The organism is Ruegeria sp. AE3 (genome assembly GCF_056542225.1).
Window position 1 is genome coordinate 70,637 of sequence record NZ_JBQFZL010000006.1, and the last position, 21,092, is coordinate 91,728.

The 21,092-nt window shown below is 57.5% G+C and carries 25 protein-coding genes and 1 tRNA gene; 14 read left to right on the forward strand and 12 right to left on the reverse strand.

All coding sequences use genetic code 11. The features are described 5' to 3' along the window. Position 1: 1 nt before the first annotated feature. From ACR0NZ_RS12820 to ACR0NZ_RS12835, 4 genes are all read right to left on the reverse strand, one after another. A complete protein-coding gene (locus ACR0NZ_RS12820) occupies positions 2-433 on the reverse strand; it encodes a c-type cytochrome (RefSeq protein ID WP_480473968.1) in 432 nt (143 codons plus the stop codon). A 96-nt stretch (positions 434-529) separates the two neighbouring features. Then, a complete protein-coding gene (locus ACR0NZ_RS12825; RefSeq protein ID WP_480519370.1) occupies positions 530-871 on the reverse strand; it encodes a hypothetical protein in 342 nt (113 codons plus the stop codon). 797 nt (positions 872-1,668) lie between these two features. Next, positions 1,669-1,744 (reverse strand) — tRNA-Ala (locus ACR0NZ_RS12830). A gap of 144 nt (positions 1,745-1,888) precedes the next feature. Further along, positions 1,889-2,215: a TIGR02300 family protein gene (locus ACR0NZ_RS12835; protein WP_480473966.1), complete on the reverse strand. Its 327-nt coding sequence runs from the start codon at positions 2,213-2,215 to the stop codon at positions 1,889-1,891. 100 nt (positions 2,216-2,315) lie between these two features. On the opposite strand from ACR0NZ_RS12835, the gene ACR0NZ_RS12840 reads away from it, so the two are divergent. From ACR0NZ_RS12840 to ACR0NZ_RS12850, 3 genes are all read left to right on the forward strand, one after another. Next, positions 2,316-3,011 (forward strand): M48 family metallopeptidase, encoded by a 696-nt coding sequence (locus tag ACR0NZ_RS12840; RefSeq protein ID WP_480473965.1) that lies wholly within the window; start codon positions 2,316-2,318, stop codon positions 3,009-3,011. A 30-nt stretch (positions 3,012-3,041) separates the two neighbouring features. Further along, positions 3,042-3,689, forward strand: a complete 648-nt coding sequence (locus ACR0NZ_RS12845; RefSeq protein WP_480473964.1) for a GntR family transcriptional regulator — start codon at positions 3,042-3,044, stop codon at positions 3,687-3,689. A 113-nt stretch (positions 3,690-3,802) separates the two neighbouring features. Then, positions 3,803-4,933, forward strand: coding sequence for a lytic murein transglycosylase (locus ACR0NZ_RS12850; protein ID WP_480519372.1), 1,131 nt, complete (start codon positions 3,803-3,805; stop codon positions 4,931-4,933). Positions 4,934-4,936: 3 nt separating this feature from the next. Here ACR0NZ_RS12850 and ACR0NZ_RS12855 read toward each other — a convergent pair whose 3' ends face one another. Further along, positions 4,937-5,899 carry an acetyl-CoA carboxylase carboxyltransferase subunit alpha gene (locus ACR0NZ_RS12855; protein WP_480473962.1) on the reverse strand — a complete coding sequence of 321 codons (963 nt, stop codon included), beginning with the start codon at positions 5,897-5,899 and terminating at the stop codon, positions 4,937-4,939. 185 nt (positions 5,900-6,084) lie between these two features. Beyond that, positions 6,085-6,681, reverse strand: a complete 597-nt coding sequence (locus ACR0NZ_RS12860) for a LysE family translocator (RefSeq protein ID WP_480519374.1) — start codon at positions 6,679-6,681, stop codon at positions 6,085-6,087. A 73-nt stretch (positions 6,682-6,754) separates the two neighbouring features. Here ACR0NZ_RS12860 and ACR0NZ_RS12865 point away from each other — a divergent pair, with 73 nt between their 5' ends. After that, complete coding sequence (locus tag ACR0NZ_RS12865) at positions 6,755-7,207, forward strand: Lrp/AsnC family transcriptional regulator (RefSeq protein WP_480473960.1); 453 nt, start codon at positions 6,755-6,757, stop codon at positions 7,205-7,207. Between the two features lie 119 nt (positions 7,208-7,326). Continuing rightward, positions 7,327-7,905, forward strand: a complete 579-nt coding sequence (locus ACR0NZ_RS12870; RefSeq protein ID WP_480473959.1) for a PA14 domain-containing protein — start codon at positions 7,327-7,329, stop codon at positions 7,903-7,905. 54 nt (positions 7,906-7,959) lie between these two features. On the opposite strand, the gene ACR0NZ_RS12875 is transcribed toward ACR0NZ_RS12870, so the two are convergent. Next, positions 7,960-8,922 (reverse strand): L-malyl-CoA/beta-methylmalyl-CoA lyase, encoded by a 963-nt coding sequence (locus tag ACR0NZ_RS12875; RefSeq protein ID WP_480473958.1) that lies wholly within the window; start codon positions 8,920-8,922, stop codon positions 7,960-7,962. A gap of 295 nt (positions 8,923-9,217) precedes the next feature. Here ACR0NZ_RS12875 and dgcN point away from each other — a divergent pair, with 295 nt between their 5' ends. The 3 genes from dgcN to ACR0NZ_RS12890 all read left to right on the forward strand — a co-directional run bounded on the left by dgcN (position 9,218) and on the right by ACR0NZ_RS12890 (position 12,130). Then, positions 9,218-10,219 carry an N-acetyltransferase DgcN gene (gene dgcN / locus ACR0NZ_RS12880; protein WP_480473957.1) on the forward strand — a complete coding sequence of 334 codons (1,002 nt, stop codon included), beginning with the start codon at positions 9,218-9,220 and terminating at the stop codon, positions 10,217-10,219. A gap of 74 nt (positions 10,220-10,293) precedes the next feature. Then, complete coding sequence (dgcA, locus tag ACR0NZ_RS12885; protein WP_480519376.1) at positions 10,294-11,259, forward strand: N-acetyl-D-Glu racemase DgcA; 966 nt, start codon at positions 10,294-10,296, stop codon at positions 11,257-11,259. Positions 11,260-11,269: 10 nt separating this feature from the next. Continuing rightward, complete coding sequence (locus ACR0NZ_RS12890; protein WP_480473955.1) at positions 11,270-12,130, forward strand: D-amino-acid transaminase; 861 nt, start codon at positions 11,270-11,272, stop codon at positions 12,128-12,130. 43 nt (positions 12,131-12,173) lie between these two features. On the opposite strand, the gene ACR0NZ_RS12895 is transcribed toward ACR0NZ_RS12890, so the two are convergent. From ACR0NZ_RS12895 to ACR0NZ_RS12905, 3 genes are all read right to left on the reverse strand, one after another. Continuing rightward, a complete protein-coding gene (locus ACR0NZ_RS12895; RefSeq protein WP_480519378.1) occupies positions 12,174-12,488 on the reverse strand; it encodes a DUF1244 domain-containing protein in 315 nt (104 codons plus the stop codon). Between the two features lie 88 nt (positions 12,489-12,576). Beyond that, positions 12,577-12,816: a DUF6868 family protein gene (locus tag ACR0NZ_RS12900; protein ID WP_267365128.1), complete on the reverse strand. Its 240-nt coding sequence runs from the start codon at positions 12,814-12,816 to the stop codon at positions 12,577-12,579. Between the two features lie 86 nt (positions 12,817-12,902). Further along, complete coding sequence (locus ACR0NZ_RS12905; RefSeq protein WP_480519380.1) at positions 12,903-13,640, reverse strand: N-formylglutamate amidohydrolase; 738 nt, start codon at positions 13,638-13,640, stop codon at positions 12,903-12,905. Between the two features lie 143 nt (positions 13,641-13,783). Here ACR0NZ_RS12905 and pyk point away from each other — a divergent pair, with 143 nt between their 5' ends. Next, on the forward strand, positions 13,784-15,229 hold the full coding sequence (gene pyk, locus ACR0NZ_RS12910; protein ID WP_480519382.1) for a pyruvate kinase: 1,446 nt from the start codon (positions 13,784-13,786) through the stop codon (positions 15,227-15,229). Positions 15,230-15,261: 32 nt separating this feature from the next. Here pyk and ACR0NZ_RS12915 read toward each other — a convergent pair whose 3' ends face one another. Then, positions 15,262-15,768 carry a winged helix-turn-helix transcriptional regulator gene (locus tag ACR0NZ_RS12915; RefSeq protein WP_480519514.1) on the reverse strand — a complete coding sequence of 169 codons (507 nt, stop codon included), beginning with the start codon at positions 15,766-15,768 and terminating at the stop codon, positions 15,262-15,264. A 136-nt stretch (positions 15,769-15,904) separates the two neighbouring features. Between ACR0NZ_RS12915 and ACR0NZ_RS12920 the strand changes: the two genes are divergently transcribed. From ACR0NZ_RS12920 to ACR0NZ_RS12940, 5 genes are all read left to right on the forward strand, one after another. Beyond that, on the forward strand, positions 15,905-16,342 hold the full coding sequence (locus tag ACR0NZ_RS12920) for a universal stress protein (protein WP_480473950.1): 438 nt from the start codon (positions 15,905-15,907) through the stop codon (positions 16,340-16,342). Between the two features lie 13 nt (positions 16,343-16,355). Then, positions 16,356-17,906, forward strand: coding sequence for an alanine/glycine:cation symporter family protein (locus ACR0NZ_RS12925; RefSeq protein WP_480519384.1), 1,551 nt, complete (start codon positions 16,356-16,358; stop codon positions 17,904-17,906). Positions 17,907-18,089: 183 nt separating this feature from the next. Beyond that, complete coding sequence (rpmI, locus tag ACR0NZ_RS12930) at positions 18,090-18,290, forward strand: 50S ribosomal protein L35 (RefSeq protein WP_010443552.1); 201 nt, start codon at positions 18,090-18,092, stop codon at positions 18,288-18,290. Positions 18,291-18,305: 15 nt separating this feature from the next. Then, on the forward strand, positions 18,306-18,671 hold the full coding sequence (rplT, locus tag ACR0NZ_RS12935; protein ID WP_039523695.1) for a 50S ribosomal protein L20: 366 nt from the start codon (positions 18,306-18,308) through the stop codon (positions 18,669-18,671). Between the two features lie 68 nt (positions 18,672-18,739). Further along, the gene (locus tag ACR0NZ_RS12940; protein ID WP_480519386.1) at positions 18,740-19,549 is read left to right on the forward strand and encodes a hypothetical protein; all 810 of its coding nucleotides are present in this window, start codon (positions 18,740-18,742) and stop codon (positions 19,547-19,549) included. 89 nt (positions 19,550-19,638) lie between these two features. Here ACR0NZ_RS12940 and ACR0NZ_RS12945 read toward each other — a convergent pair whose 3' ends face one another. Then, positions 19,639-21,030 carry an aminotransferase family protein gene (locus tag ACR0NZ_RS12945; protein ID WP_480519388.1) on the reverse strand — a complete coding sequence of 464 codons (1,392 nt, stop codon included), beginning with the start codon at positions 21,028-21,030 and terminating at the stop codon, positions 19,639-19,641. Between the last annotated feature and the right edge of the window lie 62 nt (positions 21,031-21,092).

The window sequence follows — 21,092 nt, forward strand, 5'->3', positions numbered from 1 at the left end:
CTCAATTTATTCCATTAGCACGCTGGATTTCACGAATGTACGCGATCACCATGGCAACGTCGCCTCGCGTCAATCCTTCGACCGGCGGCATGTCACCAAACTGCCAATGATGGCTTCTTACACCTTGTGAAACCGCCCTCTGAAAGGCTTCGTCAGCGTGGTGGCTGGGCTCGTATATCTTGTGGATCAGAGGCGGTCCTGCGCCTTCTACTCCGACCGCGTTGACGCCGTGGCAAGTAGCGCAGGAGACATCAAAGACACGCTGACCGATTACAGCATTGCCCTCAATTGACGGCATCTGAATTGCGACCATAGCATCGCCTTCAAGTGCCTCCTGCGGCGTAGTCTCTTCGATTGAACCGGGCCGAAGGGTTATGAAAGCGGCGACGGCAGCGACGGTGCATACACCGACTAGTAAGTAACTTTTTTTCATGGATTGGTCCTGACATTTTGGAAGCTTATAGTGCTGCGGTTCATTGCGAACAGCGGCACGCGCAGGTCGCAGATGTTCGCAAGGATTTACGCTGCTTCAAAGGTCAGGGGGCTTGTATGGGTTATCCGGTTCAATCGGCTTGGCTTGATTTCCAATCTGAAATTCTGGATCAATTTCACGTTGATCCTGCGCGGCTTCTCCGTTCTGGGCGAGCAAAACAATGGCTTGGCAGATAGAGGGATTACACTCGCCGGTTCCTGAACTGTCCGGGTCATGGTGGCTGTTTGGGGACGACTTATCGATGTTATTTTTAGCCACGGAAGCGTGTTCTGTTAATTGCATGTGGCTTTCACAGTGAAGGCCGATGCAGCCATCTGATAGCGCATGAACAACGGTGCCAAAACCGGTCAGGGTGACCAGAACGCTGACTAGTAGCACAATTGAGTATCGTCGGATGACCATGGTTCAGGACGCTACTGCAGCAGACCAAGCATGACAACGCCATCACGTTTATAATTATGGATTGTGACCAACTTAATTTCGAGCTTTTTAGGCCCGCCTCCTCGTAGCTAGCAACATGAGAAGGTCCTTCGTACTAAACCCCTAACTGCAGAGATGTGGACGACGTTGCAGTTGAGTGTTGACTTGTGTCAAAGCGTAGGTTGCCAAATTGTTGGTAAGGTGCTTCGCAAATGGGTCAGAGCAACAGCATAAAAGCAACCCGGAGAACGGTGGCGTTTTTGGCTATACTCATAGCTATGGCCGCATGCACGGACAGGCATCACCACGGTGACTGGCACGGCCATGGTGCAGAGGGATGCTATGGACCTCACCATGACGCTATCGGCGAAGCTCGTTGTGGGGCGTTTGAGTAAGCTACTTTGCAAGGACGCACTCGCAAACAACCAGTCTAGCCAGTTTATGTTTGTTGATCACGAGGCCGCCGTTGATAGTGAACAGCCTCATTTGACTAGTCCAGTTTGATTGTTAGTGCATCGTCGGCCTCTGATCCATTGGAATGATGGTTTCCGGGGCTGGTGGGCGATAGCCCAATGCACTGTCCGATGTGTGGTGCTTGGTCCAGTGTGGGGTTTTGGTCTTGTGTCGGGCAGGGGCCAACGGAAGTAATATATGCCGTGTCTAGACAGTGAGAGGTACGCATGCAGCTTCATTTTGTGTCACACCTGTGTGTCACACCGCTCTAATGCTTGCTATCTAGTTGTTCTGTTAGGTTTTGGTGGAGCCTAGGGGAGTCGAACCCCTGACCTCTTGCATGCCATGCAAGCGCTCTCCCAACTGAGCTAAGGCCCCATCATTGTACCATCGGTATGGTGGACGGACGTTTAGGAGACAGCGGCTGCGAGTGCAAGTCCAAAATTGGAATTGGACGCGAATTTCCGTCCGGGCTGTCCCTCTCAAGTAAAAGGCGATCCCAGGGGATCGCCTTTTACTTGATCAGTTGTCGTCGTCTGACGTCATGTCGGTGATGTCGTCCAGTGAAACGTCATCACTGTCGTCATCATCGTCGTCCAGCAGATCGTCATCCAAATCCACGTCGACGCTGTCATCATCGTCCAGAACCAGATCGTCATCCGCCGTGTTTTCACGTGCTTTGACCGAAGCCGCGTCTTCCGCATCCGCCGCGATCATGCGGCTTTTGACTGTTTCAAGCTCCACAATCTCGCCAGTGTAGGGGCTGATGATGGGGTCTTTGTTCAGGTCGTAAAACCGCTTACCAGTTGTCGGGCAAACACGCTTTACGCCCCATTCTTCCTTGGGCATGTCAAATCCCCTTGATATCAGGTGAGTCGTCTAAATGATTCAGCTCACCTGCCACAGGCAGAGGGCACTGTCAAAGTCTTTGCGCAAGAGAGGTCGCGATATGGGAGAGCACGCATTGCCAGGGACACCGCCGGTGCCACTGAGATTGCGCAAATCGGCTCGGGCGCGGCGTATCAGCCTGCGAATCTCCCAGCTGGATGGGCGCGTCACGTTGACTTACCCGAAGGGCGTGCCGGAATCCGAGGCCTTGAGCTTTGCGCGCACCAAGGAAGAGTGGATCCGGCAGCATCTTCAGGGTCGGCCCGATATGGCCACCGTGCAGTTTGGGCAAGTGATCCCGATCGAGGGGAAAGCACGCCGAATCGTCCCTGCCACCGGGCGGCGGGTTATGCTGAATGCAGATGAGGTTGCCGTGCCGACAGGGGCCGAGGCCCGCAGACTGGGCCGGTTCCTGAAGGAACTGGCGCGAGACCGGTTGACCGGCGCCTGTGATGATTATGCAGCTATGCTGGGGCGTTCGTACACGACACTCAGCCTGCGTGACACGCGGTCGCGTTGGGGGTCGTGCAGCTCGCATGGCGGGTTGATGTTTTCGTGGCGTCTTATTCTGGCACCTCCTGACGTGTTGCACTATGTCGCGGCGCATGAGGTGGCACATCTTGCCGAGATGAACCACTCGCCTGCCTTCTGGGCGCAGGTTGAAAAGATCTTTGGTCCGTATCAGCCGCCCCGCCGTTGGTTGCGCGACAACGGGGCCGAGTTGCATCGCTACAGATTTGACACAGAGCCGAGTTGACGTGGCGCCTTTTTGTGATCACATGAGCATATGTTGACCGCGCGCCCTTCCGAAACCCAGACCGCAACACATGACCGGGTGTACCGGGCGCTGCGATCCCGGATCATGCATGGTGAGATGGCACCGGGGCAGGCCCTGACGCTGCGGGGCATCGGCAAGGAATTTGGTGTTTCAATGACTCCGGCGCGAGAGGCGGTCCGCCGCCTGGCCGCAGAAGGGGCATTGTTCCTGTCCACATCGGGCCGGGTTTCGACCCCGGAGCTGACGAATGACCGGATTGAGGAACTGGCTGCCTTGCGCGCCTTGCTTGAGGTCGAACTGGCAAGCCGGGCCTTGCCCAGGGCACACATGGCCCTGATCGATAGGTTGCAGAGCATCAACATGACAGTTGCCGAGATGGTGACCAAACGGGATGCGGTTGGCTATATCCGTTCAAACCTGGAATTTCACAGAACCCTGTATCTGCGCGCTCAGGCCCCTGCGATGCTGGCCATTGCTGAAACCGTCTGGCTGCAACTTGGCCCAACGATGCGGGCGCTTTACGGACGTCTCAGGCGCGCTGAGCCGCCACATTATCACAAGCTGATCATCGCCGCGCTCAAGGCCGGGGACGAGCCGGGATTGCGGCTGGCAGTGCGCTCGGATGTGACGCAGGGGCTGCGTTTGCTGGTCAGCTGAGCGGCTTCCTGCCGACATTGTCAAAGCGCCCGTCCAAGGTGTCACTGTTCTGGCCTGTGCAACCCGGCTGGGTTACTCTTACGGCAAATCACAAACAAGAGCAGACCCAAACCATGATCACTCGCCGGACTTTTTCCATTTGCCTCGGATCAACGCTTTTGGCCGCCTGTACAGGCGGTGCCGCTCCGTCCGGCACGCCTGCAACCCGGATGCGGGCTGTTCCTAATGCCGGGTGGGATGCCTGGGTTGCCGGTTTCAAGGGCAGGGCAGCGTCGCAGGGGATCTCCCGGACAACCGTTGACCGTGCCTTTCAGGGGGCCGGGTATTTGCCCGACGTAATCGAACGCGACCGAAATCAGGTCGAATTCAAGCGCAGCCTCGAAGACTACCTAGCCATCGCGGCCTCGGACGAACGGATCAGCACCGGCCAGCAGATGCTTCGGCAACATAACGGCACCCTGTCGCGGATCGAGGCGCAATATGGCGTGGATAAGGAAATCGTCGTGGCCGTCTGGGGGCTGGAGAGCCGCTACGGCACGCGTCGCGGCGATGTACCAGTTGTATCGGCTCTGTCGACGCTTGCTTATGATGGCCGGCGTGGGCAGTTCTTTGAAAGTCAGTTGATCGCGGCGATGAAGATCCTTCAGAACGGCGATACCACGCCTGCCAACATGACCGGCAGTTGGGCCGGGGCGATGGGGCACACGCAGTTCATTCCGACCTCGTATCTTGCCTATGCCGTGGATTTCACCGGCGACGGGCGGCGCGACATTTGGTCAGATGATCCGACAGATGCGCTGGCCTCGACAGCGGCATATCTGGCGCGTGCAGGTTGGGTGCGGGGCCAACCCTGGGGCGGAGAGGCGGGGCGTGTTTCCGGTACTCCGGTGGCCGTGTTGCAGCCGCAAATACCGGGCCCCCGCATCGCCGTGTTCCGCAATTTCCAGGTAATCAAACGCTATAACAACTCGGACAGCTACGCGATCGGTGTCGGTCATCTGGCGGACAGGATCGCGGGCGGGGCGCCGTTTCAGGCCTCGTTCGGGCCGGATGCAAGTGGGCTTACGCTGGACGACCGCAAGGAATTGCAGCGCCGCCTGACATCTGCGGGGTATGACACGCAAGGCGCAGATGGCGTGATCGGAAACAACACCACCACAGCCATCAGCGCTTATCAAAGCGCCAACGGTCTGCCCGTGACAGGTGAGCCTTCGGTTGCTTTGCTGCGCAGGTTGGGTGGCTGACGGTTACGCCGCCAGCCCCTTCGACCCGATATCAAGGAATTTCTGACGGCGGTCCTTTATCAGGGCCGCCCCATCCTTGCCGTCCAGTTCAGTCAACATGGCGGTGATGGCCGCGCGCACCGACTCAACCGTTGCCGGTCGATCGCGATGTGCGCCACCCTTGGGTTCCGGGATGATCCGGTCACATACGCCCAGCTTGTGCAAATCCTGAGCGGTCAAACGCAGCGCCTCGGCCGCTTCACGCATCTTTTCGGCATCTTTCCACAGGATCGATGCGCAGCCTTCCGGCGAGATCACCGAATAGACCGAATGCTCCAACATCGCCACGCGGTTTGCGGTCGCAAACGCCACAGCGCCGCCCGAGCCGCCTTCGCCGATGATGACCGAAACCAGCGGCACGCCGATTTTCAGACACATTTCGGTCGACCGGGCAATCGCTTCGGATTGGCCGCGTTCCTCTGCTCCTTTGCCCGGATAGGCGCCAGCAGTGTCGATCAGGGTAATGACAGGCAGGCCAAAACGCCCGGCCATCTCCATCAGACGAACTGCCTTGCGATAGCCTTCGGGGCGGGCCATCCCGAAATTGCGTTCGATCCGCGACTTGGTATCGCTGCCCTTTTCGTGGCCGATCACCATCACCGGCTGATCGTTAAAGCGCGCAAGACCACCGATAACGGCGAGATCGTCGGCAAAGTTCCGGTCACCGGCCAGCGGGGTGAACTCGGTGAACAATGCGTCCACGTAATCCTTGCAATGCGGGCGCTCCGGGTGACGCGCCACCTGGCACTTCCGCCAGGGTGTCAGGTCGCGATAGAGTTCATCCAGCAGCTTGGAGGCTTTGGCATCCAGTGCGGCGGCTTCTTCGGCCACATCCATTTCTTCGTTGGCACGGGCCAGCGCGCGCAGCTCTTCAGCTTTGCCTTCAATCTCGGCCAGCGGTTTTTCGAAATCCAGATACTGGGTCATGACGCCTCATCTGCGTGAAATTTCCTAGCTATATGCCGCTGGCTGGCCTCAGATGCAACTAGATGACACTGAAGCGGCATCGTTCATGTCAAAAGCCGTTGATCAGATTAAGAGATTCTTTCTCTTGCCAGCACATTCCCGACATGCCCAGCAGAACAATCGCTGAAATCGACTTATGGGGAAACTCACTCCGGCCAAAGCACGGGGTAGAGCGAAACCACAAGCAGCACAGCCATTGTCCAGTTGAAAACAACCAGTCGGCGTGGGTTGGTCAGTAACCGTGCCATCTGCTGTCCCAGCACGGTCCATGTGCTGACCGACGGTAAGTTGACGGCCCCGAAGACAAGCGCCACGACGGCAATCGCATACATCGTCCGATCCGGTGTATAGGCCGTGGTGGCGGTCAGGGCCATGGCCCAGGCTTTTGGGTTTACCCATTGAAACGCAGCGGCTTGCAGGAATGTCATCGGCACTCCGGTCACCTCGGCGCTGCTTGCCGGCGCGGCATGTGCAATCTTCCAGGCCAGATAGAGCAGATAAATCACCGACAGGATTTTCAGCACCGAATAGCTGACGGGATACCGATCAAAGACCTGCACCAGACCAGATCCGACGAGCAGCACCATGAAGGTAAAGCCAAGCCCAATGCCCAGCATATGCGGAATCGAACGTCGAAAGCCGAAATTTGCCCCCGAAGCCATCAGCATCAGGTTGTTCGGCCCCGGTGTGATCGAGGTTACGAAGGCAAAGGCGATCAGGGCCATCAGGATGTCATAAGTCATGGCGCGAAGTATTGTCCGCTCTGCGGCAAATGAAATTGCTTTTTTGTGCGTGTTTCCTGTAGTTGTGCAATCAATGATGAAAAATGACAGAATAAACCGCCAGATATTGCAGGAGCTGACCCGTGACGGACGGATCAGCAATCTGGATCTGGCTGAGCGTGTGGGCCTTTCCCCTTCGGCCTGCCTGCGCCGCGTGCAAGAGCTTGAAAGGGCCGGGGTGATCACAGGCTATCGCGCGGTTCTGGACCCGGCGGCGATGGGTATCGGCTTTGTCGCTTATATTGGTGTAGGGCTGGGCGAGCATACGAAGGCCGCGCAGGAGGGGTTTGAACGAGCGCTCCAACTAGCCCCGGAAGTTGTCGAATGCCACAACATCACGGGAACAATCGAATACCTGCTGCGGGTCGAATGTGCAGACCTGCCGTCTTACAAGACCTTCCATACCGAGGTGTTGGGGACCCTGCCGCATGTCACCTCGATCACATCCTATGTGGTCATGGATTCACCCAAGAATTTGCGAGCGTGACGTCTTGAATTGTGAAGGCACACTCTCTTGCAGGGCGAAAACTCACAGCCTAAAGTCATGGAAATGACGTTGCCTTGGGATATGCCCAGCCAGAACGGCACGCAAACAGGGAGATTACGATGAAACGCGTTCGAACAGTGGCGGCCGCAGTTGCCTTGTCAGTGGTTGCCGGGGCCGCCTTGTCTGCCCCGCTGAAACTGCAACCTGCCAACCCGCAGCCTTCTCCGAAGGCGGGGCTGAATGTGAAGTACATTGGCACAGGCAATCAACACAAGAAGATCCGCGATCTGAGTCAGGCAAAAAGCATGCTGTCCAAAGCGCAGCCAGGGCAACCGCTGCAGGGACTGGATTACAGGGACACCAGTCAGGGTGACAATGTCATGACATTCGACGGCGCTTACAATGTTGCTGCCGAGATTACGGGATATATGCGGTTCGACTCGCCTGGGGTTTACGAGTTGGAAACCTGGTCGAATGACGGGATAGAAGCATTCGTCGGAGGCCAAAATATAGGCTATGTCACGGGTATTCAGGGTTGTGAGGCCAACCAGCGGACCGAAGTCGAAGTGCCCAAGGCAGGGTGGTACCCGCTCAAGATCATCTATTTCCAAAAGCTTGGAACATCCTGCCTGATGATGAAGTCGGGTAAAAAGGGCGAAAGGTTCACCTGGACGCCGAATGCTGTTTTTGGGCGGTGATACCAGAACAAAGTTGGAAAAAGGCGCCGGGTCGGGCGCCTTTTTTATTGTGCATCAGCCGTTGGCCGCGATCAACTCGGCTTGTGCCACGATCACCTCGGCCTGCTTGATCGAAGCGATGTCGACCAGACGTCCTTTGTAAACCGTCGCACCTTCGCCATTGGCTTTGGCTTGCTCCATCGCGGCGAGGATTTCGCGGGCCTCTGACACGGCTTCTTCCGAGGGGGTGAACACCTGATTGGCCAGCGCGATCTGCTTGGGATGGATGGCCCATTTGCCCACCATGCCCAGCGTGGCCGAGCGTTTGGCCTGCGCAATGTACCCCTCGTCATCGCTGAAGTCACCGAAGGGCCCGTCGACTGGCAGCACGCCATGGGTGCGGCATGCGGCAACGATGGCGGCCTGTGCCCAGTGCCATGGATCGGACCAGTGTTTCGCACCCTCGTGCAGCATGTAATAGTTTTCCTGCGTGCCGCCGATGCCGGTGGTTTGCATCCCCATCGAAGCGGCAAAATCAGCCGCGCCAAGGCTCATAGCCTGCAAACGGGGCGAGGAGGCTGCGATTTCTTCGACATGGGCGATGCCGGCGGAAGATTCGATGATAACCTCAAAGCTGATTGGTTTGGGGCGACCTTTGGCGCGTTCGATGGCGGTGACCAATGCGTCCACCGCATAGACATCTGCCGCGCAGCCGACTTTGGGGATCATGATCTGATCCAGACGGTCGCCCGCCTGTTCCAATACATCGACAACGTCGCGATACCAGTACGGGGTATCCAATCCGTTGATGCGAACGGACATGTATTTGTTGCCCCAGTCCACGGTGTTCAGTGCTTCGATGACATTGGCGCGGGCCGTATCCTTGTCCGAAGGCGCAACCGAGTCTTCAAGATCGAGGTTGATCACATCTGCGGCGGATGCTGCCATCTTCGGGAACAGTTTGGTGTTCGACCCCGGGCCAAACAGCTGACAGCGATTGGGACGCGCCGGTGCGGCAGGTTGGATGCGAAAGCTCATCTGGACCTCGTCTGAGTAATGAAATTACGATTTTCCTGCTCAATGAGGTATTAAATTGCGCGGTGCGGCGCAAGAGCGATTGTGCACATGCGGCAATGCGGTTGCAGAAAGCAGCTTCAAAACTGCCCGAGTGGGGTGATTAAAGTTTAATCACTTTGAAAACTTCGAAGATTTTTGCGCACATCGAGAACACTGCGCAAGAAACTCGCGCATAGGCCGTGGTTGACGGGCCAAAACGCGAAGCGCTCGTTTTATCGCTTCTCTAGCCTGCCCCGGAATCAAAGGAGTGACCGCAATGATCGAGACACCGTACCTGCTGTTCCTGGGCGATGCGCCCGACCAATTGGCGGCCAAAGTGGCTGTTGGGATCAAGGACTGGCGTCCGGAAAACGCCGTGGGCCAGTATCGAATGGACGGCTGCAAGGCCGATCTGGGCTTGGCTGACATGACCCTGACCGAAGCGAAGGAAGCCGGTGCCAAGACACTGGTGATCGGTGTGGCAAACCGCGGCGGTGTGATCAGCCAGGACTGGAAAAAGGTTCTGGTCATGGCGCTTGAGGAAGGGTTCGACCTGGCCTCGGGGTTGCATAACCTGCTGCGGGATGAGCCGGACCTGGTAGCGGTTGCCGAAGCAACAGGACGGAAACTGCACGACGTGCGGGTGCCTGAAATCAATTATCCGATTGCCAACGGGATCAAGCGCAAGGGCAAGCGGTGTCTGGCCGTCGGAACAGACTGTTCGGTTGGCAAGATGTACACCGCGCTGGCGATGGACGCCGAGATGCGTGAGCGCGGGATGAAATCGACCTTCCGCGCGACCGGCCAAACCGGCATCCTGATCACCGGTGACGGTGTGCCGCTGGATGCAGTCATTGCTGACTTCATGGCGGGTTCGGTCGAATGGCTGACACCGGACAATGACGATGATCACTGGGACCTGATCGAAGGGCAGGGGTCATTGTTCCACGTATCCTATTCCGGCGTGACCATGGCACTGATCCATGGCGGCCAGCCGGACGCCCTGATCCTGAGCCATGAACCGACCCGTGCGCATATGCGCGGCTTGCCAACCTATCAACTGCCAACATTGGAAGCCCTGCGCGACACCGCGCTGGCGCTGGCCAAGGTGGCAAACCCGGATTGTCAGGTTGTTGGCGTTTCGGTCAACACCCAGCACATGTCCGAGGCAGACGCGACCGCCTATCTGGCCAAGATCGAAGAGGATATGGGCTTGCCTGCGACCGACCCGTTCCGTTTTGGTTCGGGCAAGCTGGTGGACGCGCTGGCCGCAATATGATCTGAACAACGCGCCGGTGGCGGACTGTTCCGCCTCCGGCGTGAGTATTTGGGAAAAGATGAAGGAGCGGGTGCGTGCAGATTGAGGTTTCTCGCGATGTGTTCCGGCTGGCGCAGGTCTTCACCATCTCGCGCGGGTCGCGGACCGATGCAAAGGTGCTGACGGTTCGGGTTTCGGACGGAAGCCATCACGGCTGGGGCGAATGCGTTCCTTACGCGCGTTATGACGAAACGCTCGAGTCTGTTGAGGCTGAGATTGCCGGTCTGCCCGCGGATGTCACCCGCCAGACGCTGACGGATCTGCTGCCCGCAGGCGCCGCGCGGAACGCCGTGGATTGTGCCCTGTGGGATCTGGAGTGCAAACGTGTTGGCAAGCGCGCCTGGGACCTGGCGGGTCTGCCCAAGCCCGGCCCCGAGATCACCGCTTATACATTGTCGCTGGACACCCCCGAGGCAATGCAGGCGCAGGCCGCCGGGAACGCGCATCGCCCGCTTCTGAAGATCAAGCTGGGCACGCCCGATGATATGCCCCGGCTTGAGGCGGTGCGCGCCGGTGCTCCGAATTCCAAGATCATTGTGGATGCAAACGAAGGCTGGTCGGCCGAGGTTTACGCCGACCTCGCCCCGCATCTGGTGCGGCTGGGCGTGGCATTGGTGGAACAGCCTTTGCCCGCAGGAGATGACGATGCATTGATCGGGATGAAGCGCCCGGTGCCAGTCTGCGCTGACGAATCCTGCCATGACCGTGCCAGCCTGCCCAAGTTGAAGGGTAAATATGATGTCATCAACATCAAGCTCGACAAGACCGGGGGCCTGACCGAGGCGCTGGAGTTGCGCAAGGCAGCGATTGCCGAAGGTTATGACATTATGGTGGGATGCATGGTCGGCAGCTCGCTTGCCATGGCACCTGCGACATTGCTGGCACAGGGTGCGATGGTAACGGACCTTGACGGTCCGCTTCTGTTGGCCGAAGACCGCGACACCCCGCTGGATTTTGACGACGCCGGAGTGCACCCGCCTGCGGCCGCACTTTGGGGTTGAGGAGACGAATATGACCCGTACCGTTTACGTAAATGGCGAATACCTGCCGGAGACCGAGGCCAAGGTTTCCATATTTGACCGTGGCTTCCTGTTTGCGGACGCGGTTTACGAAGTCACCAGTGTGCTGGACGGCAAGCTGATCGACTTCGAAGGTCACTCAGTCCGTCTGAAGCGCTCGCTGGACGAGCTGGAGATGGCGGAGCCCTGCACCAAGGACGAACTGCTGGAGATCCACCGCAAGCTGATTGAGCTGAACGGCATCGAGGAAGGTCTGGTCTATTTGCAGGTCTCGCGCGGCAGCGATGGCGACCGGGATTTCGTGTTTCCGTCGGCAGATACCAAGCCCAGCCTCGTTTTGTTCACGCAGAACAAGCCCGGGCTGGCTGACAGCCCGGCGGCCAGGAAAGGCGCCAAGATCATCTCGATCGAAGACATCCGCTGGGGCCGGCGCGACATCAAAACGGTGCAATTGCTCTACCCGTCGATGGGCAAGATGATGGCCAAGAAGGCAGGTTGCGACGACGCATGGCTGGTCGAGGACGGCTTTGTGACCGAGGGCACCAGCAACAACGCCTATTTCGTCAAAAACGGCAAGATTGTCACTCGCCCGCTATCCAACGACATTCTGCACGGCATCACCCGAAAGGCCGTGTTGCGCATGGCGGCTGAGGCGCAGATGGAAATCGAAGAACGTCTGTTCACCATCGACGAAGCCAAAGAGGCTGATGAAGCATTCACCACCTCGGCCAGCGCCTTTGTGATGCCTGTGGTTGAAATCGACGGAGTTGCGCTGGGTGACGGTACGCCGGGACCGATTGCAAAACGCCTGCGCGAGATTTATCTGGACGAAAGCCGCAAGGCGGCGATCTAAAGAAAAAGGACCGCCAATCTGGCGGGCCTTTTTCGTATTGGGCCTAGCCCTTTTTTGTTACATTCTCTTCAAACGCGACCTTGAAGGCGGCCTGTTTTTCAGTGCTGGCCTCGGTTTGATAATTGGCTTTCCATTCATCCATGGTCATGCCGTAGAAAAGTTCACGGGCCTCGTCCTTGCCCATCTCGATCCCCTTTTCATTGGCCGCTTCCTGATACCAGCGCGACAGGCAGTTGCGGCAGAACCCGGCCAGATTCATCATGTCGATGTTCTGCACGTCGGTGCGGTCTTCCATCAGGTGCTTTTGCAGCCGACGAAATGCGGCAGCCTGAAGTTCAATTTCGGTTTGCTTGTCCATCTTGTGGCTCCGGAAGGCAGTGTGTGTTTCTTCTGACGTAACAATCCTGCCGTGTCGTTACAACAACGGTGCTTGTAGTCAGTGCTACCTACATCAGTTTCAAGGCCAGCCAGGGCACGATGCAAAAGATCAGTGTCAGGATCTTGTAGTTGGCAAGGTATCTGAAATAGGCTCGTTTCACGTCGGCGCGATCCATCTGAAACATCCTGCCGTGAATGCCAGCGATCCAGTCCTGCAAAAGCAGAATCATGACGGTGGTGAACAGCAATACCGCGATATTAAGCGCGGCCATCCAACCAAAAAACGTTGTCAGAAACTCATGTGTCATGACGATCCCCTTTCCCGCATTATATGGGGATCAGAGGCATTGCTCACAATGGCGTGAGGGGCGGAATGGCCCAGCAAACCTTGCGGTCAAAGGTCGCTGGCGTCCAGCGCATCTTGCAGGATTACCGCCAGCCGCTCGGCCCAATGCCGTTGACCGGCATGGTCGGCGATCAGATCATTGCGCAGCTCGATCAATGCATTGGGGCGGCTAAAAGCGGTGCAGTGCTTGTCAATCGCGTCACCTGGCAAAACGCCGGTATAGGGTTCATTGACACCAACGCACAGGTCATTTTCCTGTTGCATCCGGTTGATCAAAGGGCGCGAGAACCGCTCGTCCGGGGTGTGCAATACGCCAATGTGCCATGGTCGGGGGTCACGTCCACGCAACTGGCGCGTGAAGGAATGCATCGACACAATTACCGCATGTGGCAGTGCCGCCATCTCGGCCAACGCTGTGTGGTAGGGGCGATAACACATGTCCAGGCGGCGTTCGCGCTCGGCGGCATCGGCATGGCGGTTGCCGGGAATGATCGACCCGTCATACAGTTTCATCAACAGCGTGGGGTCATCTTCCCCTCGGTTCGGGTCGATTACGAGGCGCGAGAAGTTGGCGGCAATCACCGGCGCGTTCAGAATCTCGCCCAGATGTTTTGATACCTCATACGCTCCGACATCATAGGCGATATGGCGCTCCATATCCTCGCGTGGCAGGCCAAGGTCTCCGTCGTTGACCTCGGGAGGGACGGTGTTGGTTGCGTGGTCGCATGTGATCAGCCACCGGGACGGGCGATCCGCGCCGTGAACGAAAAACGGGGTGTAAGTCATAAGCCTGTCATCTAGTTTGTCGCAGGTGTAGGGCAGTTGCTTTAAAAAGGGAATTGCGCAATAAGCGCCACAGCAGTGTTTGCGGTAACATTTTGCAAAAGCTGATCTGCGCAATCTGAACCGGCATGAGGAGGTCAAGACCAATGCGACGCCTGAGAAATGTAAAAATCGTGGCGACGCTGGGACCGGCGTCCAGTGACTATGACACCATTCGCGCCCTGCACGAGGCCGGGGCGGATGTGTTCCGTCTGAACATGAGCCACGGCAGCCATGATGAGATACGTGAACGCCACAGGATCATTCGGCAGGTTGAAAAGGATCTGGACAGCCCGATTGCTATTCTGGCCGATCTTCAGGGTCCCAAGCTGCGGGTTGGTGTTTTTGCAAATGATACGGAGGAGCTGGAAGAGGGCGCGGCGTTCCGTCTGGACCTTGATTCAGCCCCCGGTGACATCACCCGCGTGTGCCTGCCGCATCCCGAGATTTTTGCAGCCCTTGAACCGGGCGCGCGCCTTCTGGTCAATGACGGCAAGATCCGTCTGATCGTTCAGGATTGCGGCCAAGACTTTGCCAATTGCACGGTCGAAGTGGGCGGTACGATTTCGAATCGCAAGGGCGTGAACGTCCCGGATGTGGTGCTGCCGCTGGCGGCCTTGTCGGCGAAGGACCGTGATGATCTGGAGTTTGTGTGCCAACTGGGTGTCGATTGGCTGGCGTTGAGCTTTGTTCAGCGTGCGAAAGATGTGTTCGAGGCCCGCGCGCTGGCTGATGGACGCGCCGCGATCCTGTCGAAGATCGAAAAGCCCGCCGCGGTCGAGGCGTTCGACGACATCCTCGATGCCTCGGACGGGATCATGGTGGCGCGGGGCGATCTGGGCGTGGAACTGCCGGTATCCGCGGTGCCGCCCATTCAAAAAAGGCTGGTCCGCAAGTGCCGTAGTGCCGCCAAGCCGGTCATTGTCGCCACCCAGATGCTGGAAAGCATGATCGAAAGCCCGATGCCCACCCGTGCCGAAGTGTCGGATGTGGCCACCGCGATCTATGAGGGCACGGACGCCATTATGCTCAGCGCGGAATCGGCGGCAGGTGCTTATCCGGTTGAGGCCGTGCAGACCATGAATGAGGTCGCCATCGAGGTCGAGGCCGACCCGACCTATTCCCAGATCATCGCCGCGTCCCGCACGGCAAAAGGAAGCACTGTGGCCGATGCCATCGTCGCGGCCGCCCGAGAGATTGCTGAAAAGACCGATATCAAAGCCATCTGCTGCTTTACGCAAAGCGGAACGACCGCCTCATTGACAGCCCGCGAACGTCCCGGTGTTCCGATCATCGCGATGACATCGTTGATGGGGACCGCGCGCAGGCTTTGCCTGAGCTGGGGGTGCAACTGTGTCATGACACCCGAACTTCAGCGGTTCAAAAGCGCCGTGGTCAACGCGGCCCGCGCGGCGCGGGCAGGGGGGTTTGCAACCGAAACCGACCAGATCGTGGTTACGGCCGGTGTCCCCTTCAACGTTCCTGGCACCACCAACATTTTGCGGGTGGCCCCTTGTGATGAACGGCTGATCTACAGCACGGATCCGGAATAACCGCACTCCGAAACTCGGGCCCGAGTGTCGTGTCAGCCAACCGGCTCTTTTACAATCTCCATAACTGTAAAAGAGCTGGTCTGATGTATCCCCGGCAGCTTGTTGATCTTCTCGCCCAGAACCAGCCGGAAATGCGCAATATCGCGCGTTCGAACGGTCAGAAGATAATCAAACGAGCCCGCCACCATCAGGCAGCTTTCGATTTCCGACACATTCCGAACAGCCTCATTGAATTTCACAAGGGATTGTTCCGCAGTTGCGACCAGGGATACCTGCACCACGGTCAACAGCGCCAGCCCCATCCTTTCCTTGTCGACGACGGCTCTGTACCCTTTGATATAGCCATTCTTCTCAAGTCGTTTTACACGCTCGGAACAGGGCGTATTGGTCAGGTTCACGCGCGCCGCCAACTCAACTATCGAGAGCCTGCCATTGGCCTCCAGCTCGTACAGGATGCGTTGATCGATATTGTCTAAATCTCTGCTAATCAGTAATATTCCCTGTATTTTTGGCGCAATTCGATAAATTACACTGAAAATGGCCCAAAAAAATCTCCAATTCCTAGTGAAATTTCCTAATACTTACCAAAGGGCGGTCTTGTTGAAAAGTTCCAAGTTCCGGCCGCCCTGCCGGGGGCGTGGGCCCCGGCCTTAACAACAAAAACGGAGGAACGAAATGACAACAAAGATTGTCATAGGACTCGACGGGACTGAAACCGGCGAGCGTGCGATTGCCTTTGCCAAGGATTTGGCAAAGCTGATCGGAACGTGCGATTTGCTGGTCGCTTATGTGATCGAATGGTCACCTTACACATTCCAGACACCTGAAGAAAACGCCCAGCGCCACAAGCGCCGCGAAGAAGAGGTTGATCTGGCGTTGTCGCGTGTCGTGACACCTGCCGTAGAGGCCCTCAGGGCAGCGGGTTTCGAGGCGCAGGGCATTGTGCGCCATGGCGATGTGGCGGAAACGCTGAACGCCATCACTGTCGAAAACGGAGGCTCGCAAATCGTCGTGGGCCGGGCATCTGCGGACGGGATCAAGAAACGCCTGTTCGGCAGTTCGACGCAATATCTGGTGATGCATGCCGACGTTCCGGTTACGGTCGTGAACTGAGGGGAGGGCTAAAATGAGAACGCTAAAAACACTTGGCGCCGTAACGGCCGCCACCATTGCCGCCAGCCCTGCCCTTGCGCAAGAGGCGCCGGGACTGGACGAAAAAATCAATCAGGCCTTTGCAAACCTGACCGGACCGTTTGTCAGCTTCATCTTTGCACCGCTGCCCGGAACCAGCTTTCCGTGGATCGTTATGTGGCTGGTCATCGCTGCATCGGTTTTCACGCTGTATTTCGCGCTTGTGCAGTTGCGGTTCTTTGGTCACGCGATCAGCCTTGTCAAAGGTGACTATTCCGATCCCAACGACGCGGGCGAGGTCAGCCACTTTCAGGCATTGGCCACGGCGCTGTCCGGCACTGTTGGCCTGGGGAACATCGCGGGCGTGGCCGTTGCCATTGGCATCGGTGGGCCAGGCGCAACCTTCTGGATGATCCTTGCGGGTCTTCTGGGCATGGCGTCGAAGTTCACCGAATGTACGCTGGGCGTGAAATATCGCAATGAATACGAAGACGGCACCGTTTCAGGTGGCCCGATGTATTACATGTCCAAGGGCTTTGACGAGCTGGGCCTGCCCGGTGGCAAGATCCTGGCGGTGCTGTTCTCGATCTTCTGTATTCTGGGCGCGTTGGGCGGCGGGAACATGTTCCAGGCTAACCAGGCGCATCAGCAGATTGCCGGTATCGTTGGCGACTATCCGGGCTGGATTACCGGTATTGTTTTTGCCGCGGTCGTGTTCATGGTCATTGTTGGCGGTCTGAAATCCATCGCTCGGGTGACTGAAAAGGTCGTGCCGTTCATGGGTGTGCTGTATGTCGCCACCGCACTGGTCATCATCGCGATGAATGCGGACATGATCGGCTGGGCCTTTGGTCAGATCTTTGCCGGTGCCTTCACGGGGCTGGGCGTAGCAGGGGGCATGGTCGGCGCGCTGATCCAGGGCTTCAAGCGCGCGGCATTCTCGAACGAGGCGGGCGTTGGCTCGGCGGCGATTGCGCACTCGGCGGTTCGGACCAAGGAACCGATCACCGAGGGTTTTGTATCGCTGCTTGAACCGTTCATCGATACCGTCGTGATCTGTACCATGACGGCACTGGTGATCATCATCACGCAACAGCTGATCATCGACCCTGAAACCGGCAACTACATGCTGAACGAGGCGGGTTCCGCCATCGCAACAGTGGATGGCAATTCCGGCGTCAGCCTGACCTCTGCCGCCTTTGCCAGCGCGTTCAGCTGGTTCCCGTACATCCTTGCGATCGCGGTGATCCTGTTTGCCTTCTCGACAATGATCAGCTGGTCCTACTATGGCCTGAAGGCCTGGACCTACCTGTTCGGAGAAGGTCACACAAAAGAGCTGATCTTCAAGATCATCTTCTGCGTCTTCGTGGTGATCGGCGCTGCAGCCAACCTCGGTCCGGTTATCGACTTCTCGGATGCGGCGATCTTTGCGATGGCGGTTGTGAACGTCTTTGCCCTCTACTTCCTGATGAAAGTGGTGCGGCAGGAACTGGCGTCCTACTCCGCAAGGCTGAAGAGCGGTGAAATCCGCAAATTTGAACACTAAGTCCAATCACCGGGGCGGCTTGTGTCGCCCCGGTGCCTGACCAGCCTGCAAAAAGCATAGATTCTGGTCCAAACCCCCTTGCCAGTATGACCGAACTTGCGTAAACGGCGCTTCTGATCGCGTGACCGGCCGAGATGGCATGCCGAGTCGCGTCTGAAACCGAACCCGGAAAAGGAGACGGAAATGCCTAAGATGAAGACCAAATCAAGCGCCAAGAAGCGCTTCAAGGTGACTGCGACCGGTAAGGTCCTTGCTGGCCAGGCCGGCAAACGGCACGGCATGATCAAGCGGACCAAGAAATTCATCCGCGATGCCCGTGGCAACACCACCCTGTCCGCCCCCGACGCAAAGATCGTCAAGGGCTACATGCCCTACGACCGCTAAGAGGAGATGTAAGAGATGTCCCGCGTTAAAGGTGGAACCGTAACTCACGCCCGTCACAAGAAGATCATCAAGGCCGCAAAAGGCTATTATGGTCGTCGCAAGAGCAACTTCAAAGTCGCAACTCAGGCCGTCGACAAGGCCAACCAGTACGCGACTCGCGACCGCAAGAACCGCAAGCGCAACTTCCGCGCGCTGTGGATCCAGCGGATCAACGCTGCTGTGCGCAGCCATGACGAGGCTTTGACATATTCCCGCTTCATCAACGGTCTCAACCTGGCCGGTATCGAAGTGGACCGCAAAGTTCTGGCCGACCTGGCCGTGCACGAACCGGAAGCGTTCGGCGCGATCGTCGCCAAAGCTCAGGCCGCTCTGGCTGCCTGAACCTCTGAAAAGAGACAGTGAAAGAAAGGCCGTCCCCTTGGGGCGGTCTTTTTCTTTGGCAGAAACCCGTGGATTTCCGCGTCAACCAAGTATGGTATTCCATTCTGGATAATGCACGTAATTGCTGTAATTATATAATCAACTTCTCTTTTGGATTGAATGGAATTACCAGAATGCCTTTTTGCCAAAAATTAATACAAGCTCTTATTGTTCTGACTGCCACGTTAGTCGGTTACTCTGATGAAGCGCGGTCGCAGGACGCTATCACAGAGCCCGATACTCCGGACGTGTTGGTTGAAACCTTTGACGGAGAAGACCAGACGCTCATGCTGGGCGGGCAGATTGACTTTCAGTCGGTCAAGTCGCCCTGGGCGTTTTATGTGGCCGATGGCAAGCTTGTGATGGAAAATAGGCAGGATAACCGCAGTCTTCAGTTCAACGATGTGGCATGGGTAAATTTTCCAGGATCGGACTCGTTGGAGAGTACGCAAGACATGGTGATATCTGCCGTTGTGGGCGGAGAGTTGTCCGGAAAAAGCGGGGTTGGCATTCTGGTTGGCAGCGGGAAAGCGGGAAAATATGTGGTATTTGCCGTGGACGGCAAGGGGCGCTTCCACGTTCTGCAAAAAGACGGACGTCAGTTGCGCGTCGTGCATGCGGGCACTCATGACGCGATTTTGCTCGAGTCTCCGAACAAGTTGTCCTTTAAGGTGCGAGGCGCGCATGTTGTCTTCTATGTCAACGGAACAAAGGTCATTCAAACGCTGTTTTCAAAACGAACGTCCTCGGGCGCGGACGGTCGCGCGGGAATTGGCCTCGCAGCATTCGGAACCGGCAGGTTTGAATTTGACGAAGTCGAAATCAAGAGGGTGAACTGAGACTGGACTTCTGCGCTTGAATGAACCGGCGCAGAGCGCGCCGGTTCAGAGAATTGGAGATTCTAAGATCAGCGGTTAGTCGGCTTGGATCATCCAAAAACACGCCCCAGCGCGCCGTCAACCGCGTCGGTGATCTGGTCGATGTCATCGGCCGTAGCAATCAGCGCAGGCGAGAAGCACAGCGTGTTGTTGCGACCGGGGATCGAGCGGTTGGTCACGCCGATGATCACGCCCTGTGCCATACAGTCGGCAGTAACGGCCTGCGCCAGTTTCTCGTCCACCGGCTCTTTGGTGCCGCGATCCACAACCAGTTCGGCCCCCAGGAACAGGCCCTTGCCGCGCACATCGCCGATGACCTTGTGCTTGTCCATCAGCGCCAGAAGGTTGTTCGTCATACGCGCGCCCATATCCGTGCAGTTCTGCAACAGGTTTTCATCCTGAATGATGCGCATGTTCTCGATGGCCGCTGCCGGACCAGCGGTGCACCCGCCAAAGGTCGAGATATCGCGGAAATAGTTCATTGGGTCCGCGGCATCGTCTTTGAACAAGTCAAAGACTTCCTCGGTGGTGACCATGCAGGCAATCGCGGCATAGCCCGATGCAACGCCCTTGGCCATGGTCACGAAATCGGGCTTGATACCGTATTGCTGGTACCCGAACCACGTGCCGGTGCGGCCCACGCCACAGACAACCTCGTCGATATGCAGCAGCACGTCGTATTTCTTGCAGATCTCCTGCACGCGCTGCCAGTAACCCTCGGGCGCTTCGATCACACCGCCGCCTGCTGTCACAGGCTCAAGGCACAGGGCACCTACTGTATCGGGGCCTTCGCGCAGAATGACGGCTTCAATCTGATCTGCGGCCCATTCGCCAAAATTCTCTTCGGGTGCGCCGTCTAGCTCGTGTTTGCGATATTCCATGCAATGCGGCACGCGCACGAAATCAGGGGCGAAGGGGCCGTATTGCGCTGTGCGCTCGTCCTGACCGCCTGCCGACATGGTCGCCAGCGTCGAGCCGTGATAGTCCCGGTCGCGGTACAGGATCTTGGTTTTCTTGCCGCCGTATTTCTTGTGCGCGATCTGGCGCACCATCTTGAACGCCTTCTCGTTCGCCTCGGAACCTGAGTTGGTGTAATAGACGCGGCTCATGCCCGGCATCTTGTCGATCAGTTGCCCGGCAAACAGCGCACCCGGGATCGAACCGGCCGAATTGGCGAAATAGCACAGCTTCATCAGCTGGTCGTAAACCGCCTTGCAGATCGATTCGCGGCCATAGCCGACGTTGACGGTCCAGACGCCGCCGGAAACCGCATCCAGATGCTCTTTGCCTTTCTGGTCCCAGACACGCATGCCCTTGCCCTCGACAATGATGCGTGGGTCATTGGTTTCAAAGGGTTTATGCTGGATCAGATGGTGCCAGATATGGGCGCGGTCGGCCTCGACCACGCGGGAAAGATCGTTTTCGTTGAACGTGCCGTCCATGACATGTCCTTTCAGTGAGGAAGCGGTGCACGGGATATGGAAATGCCTCATCCCGGCATGTG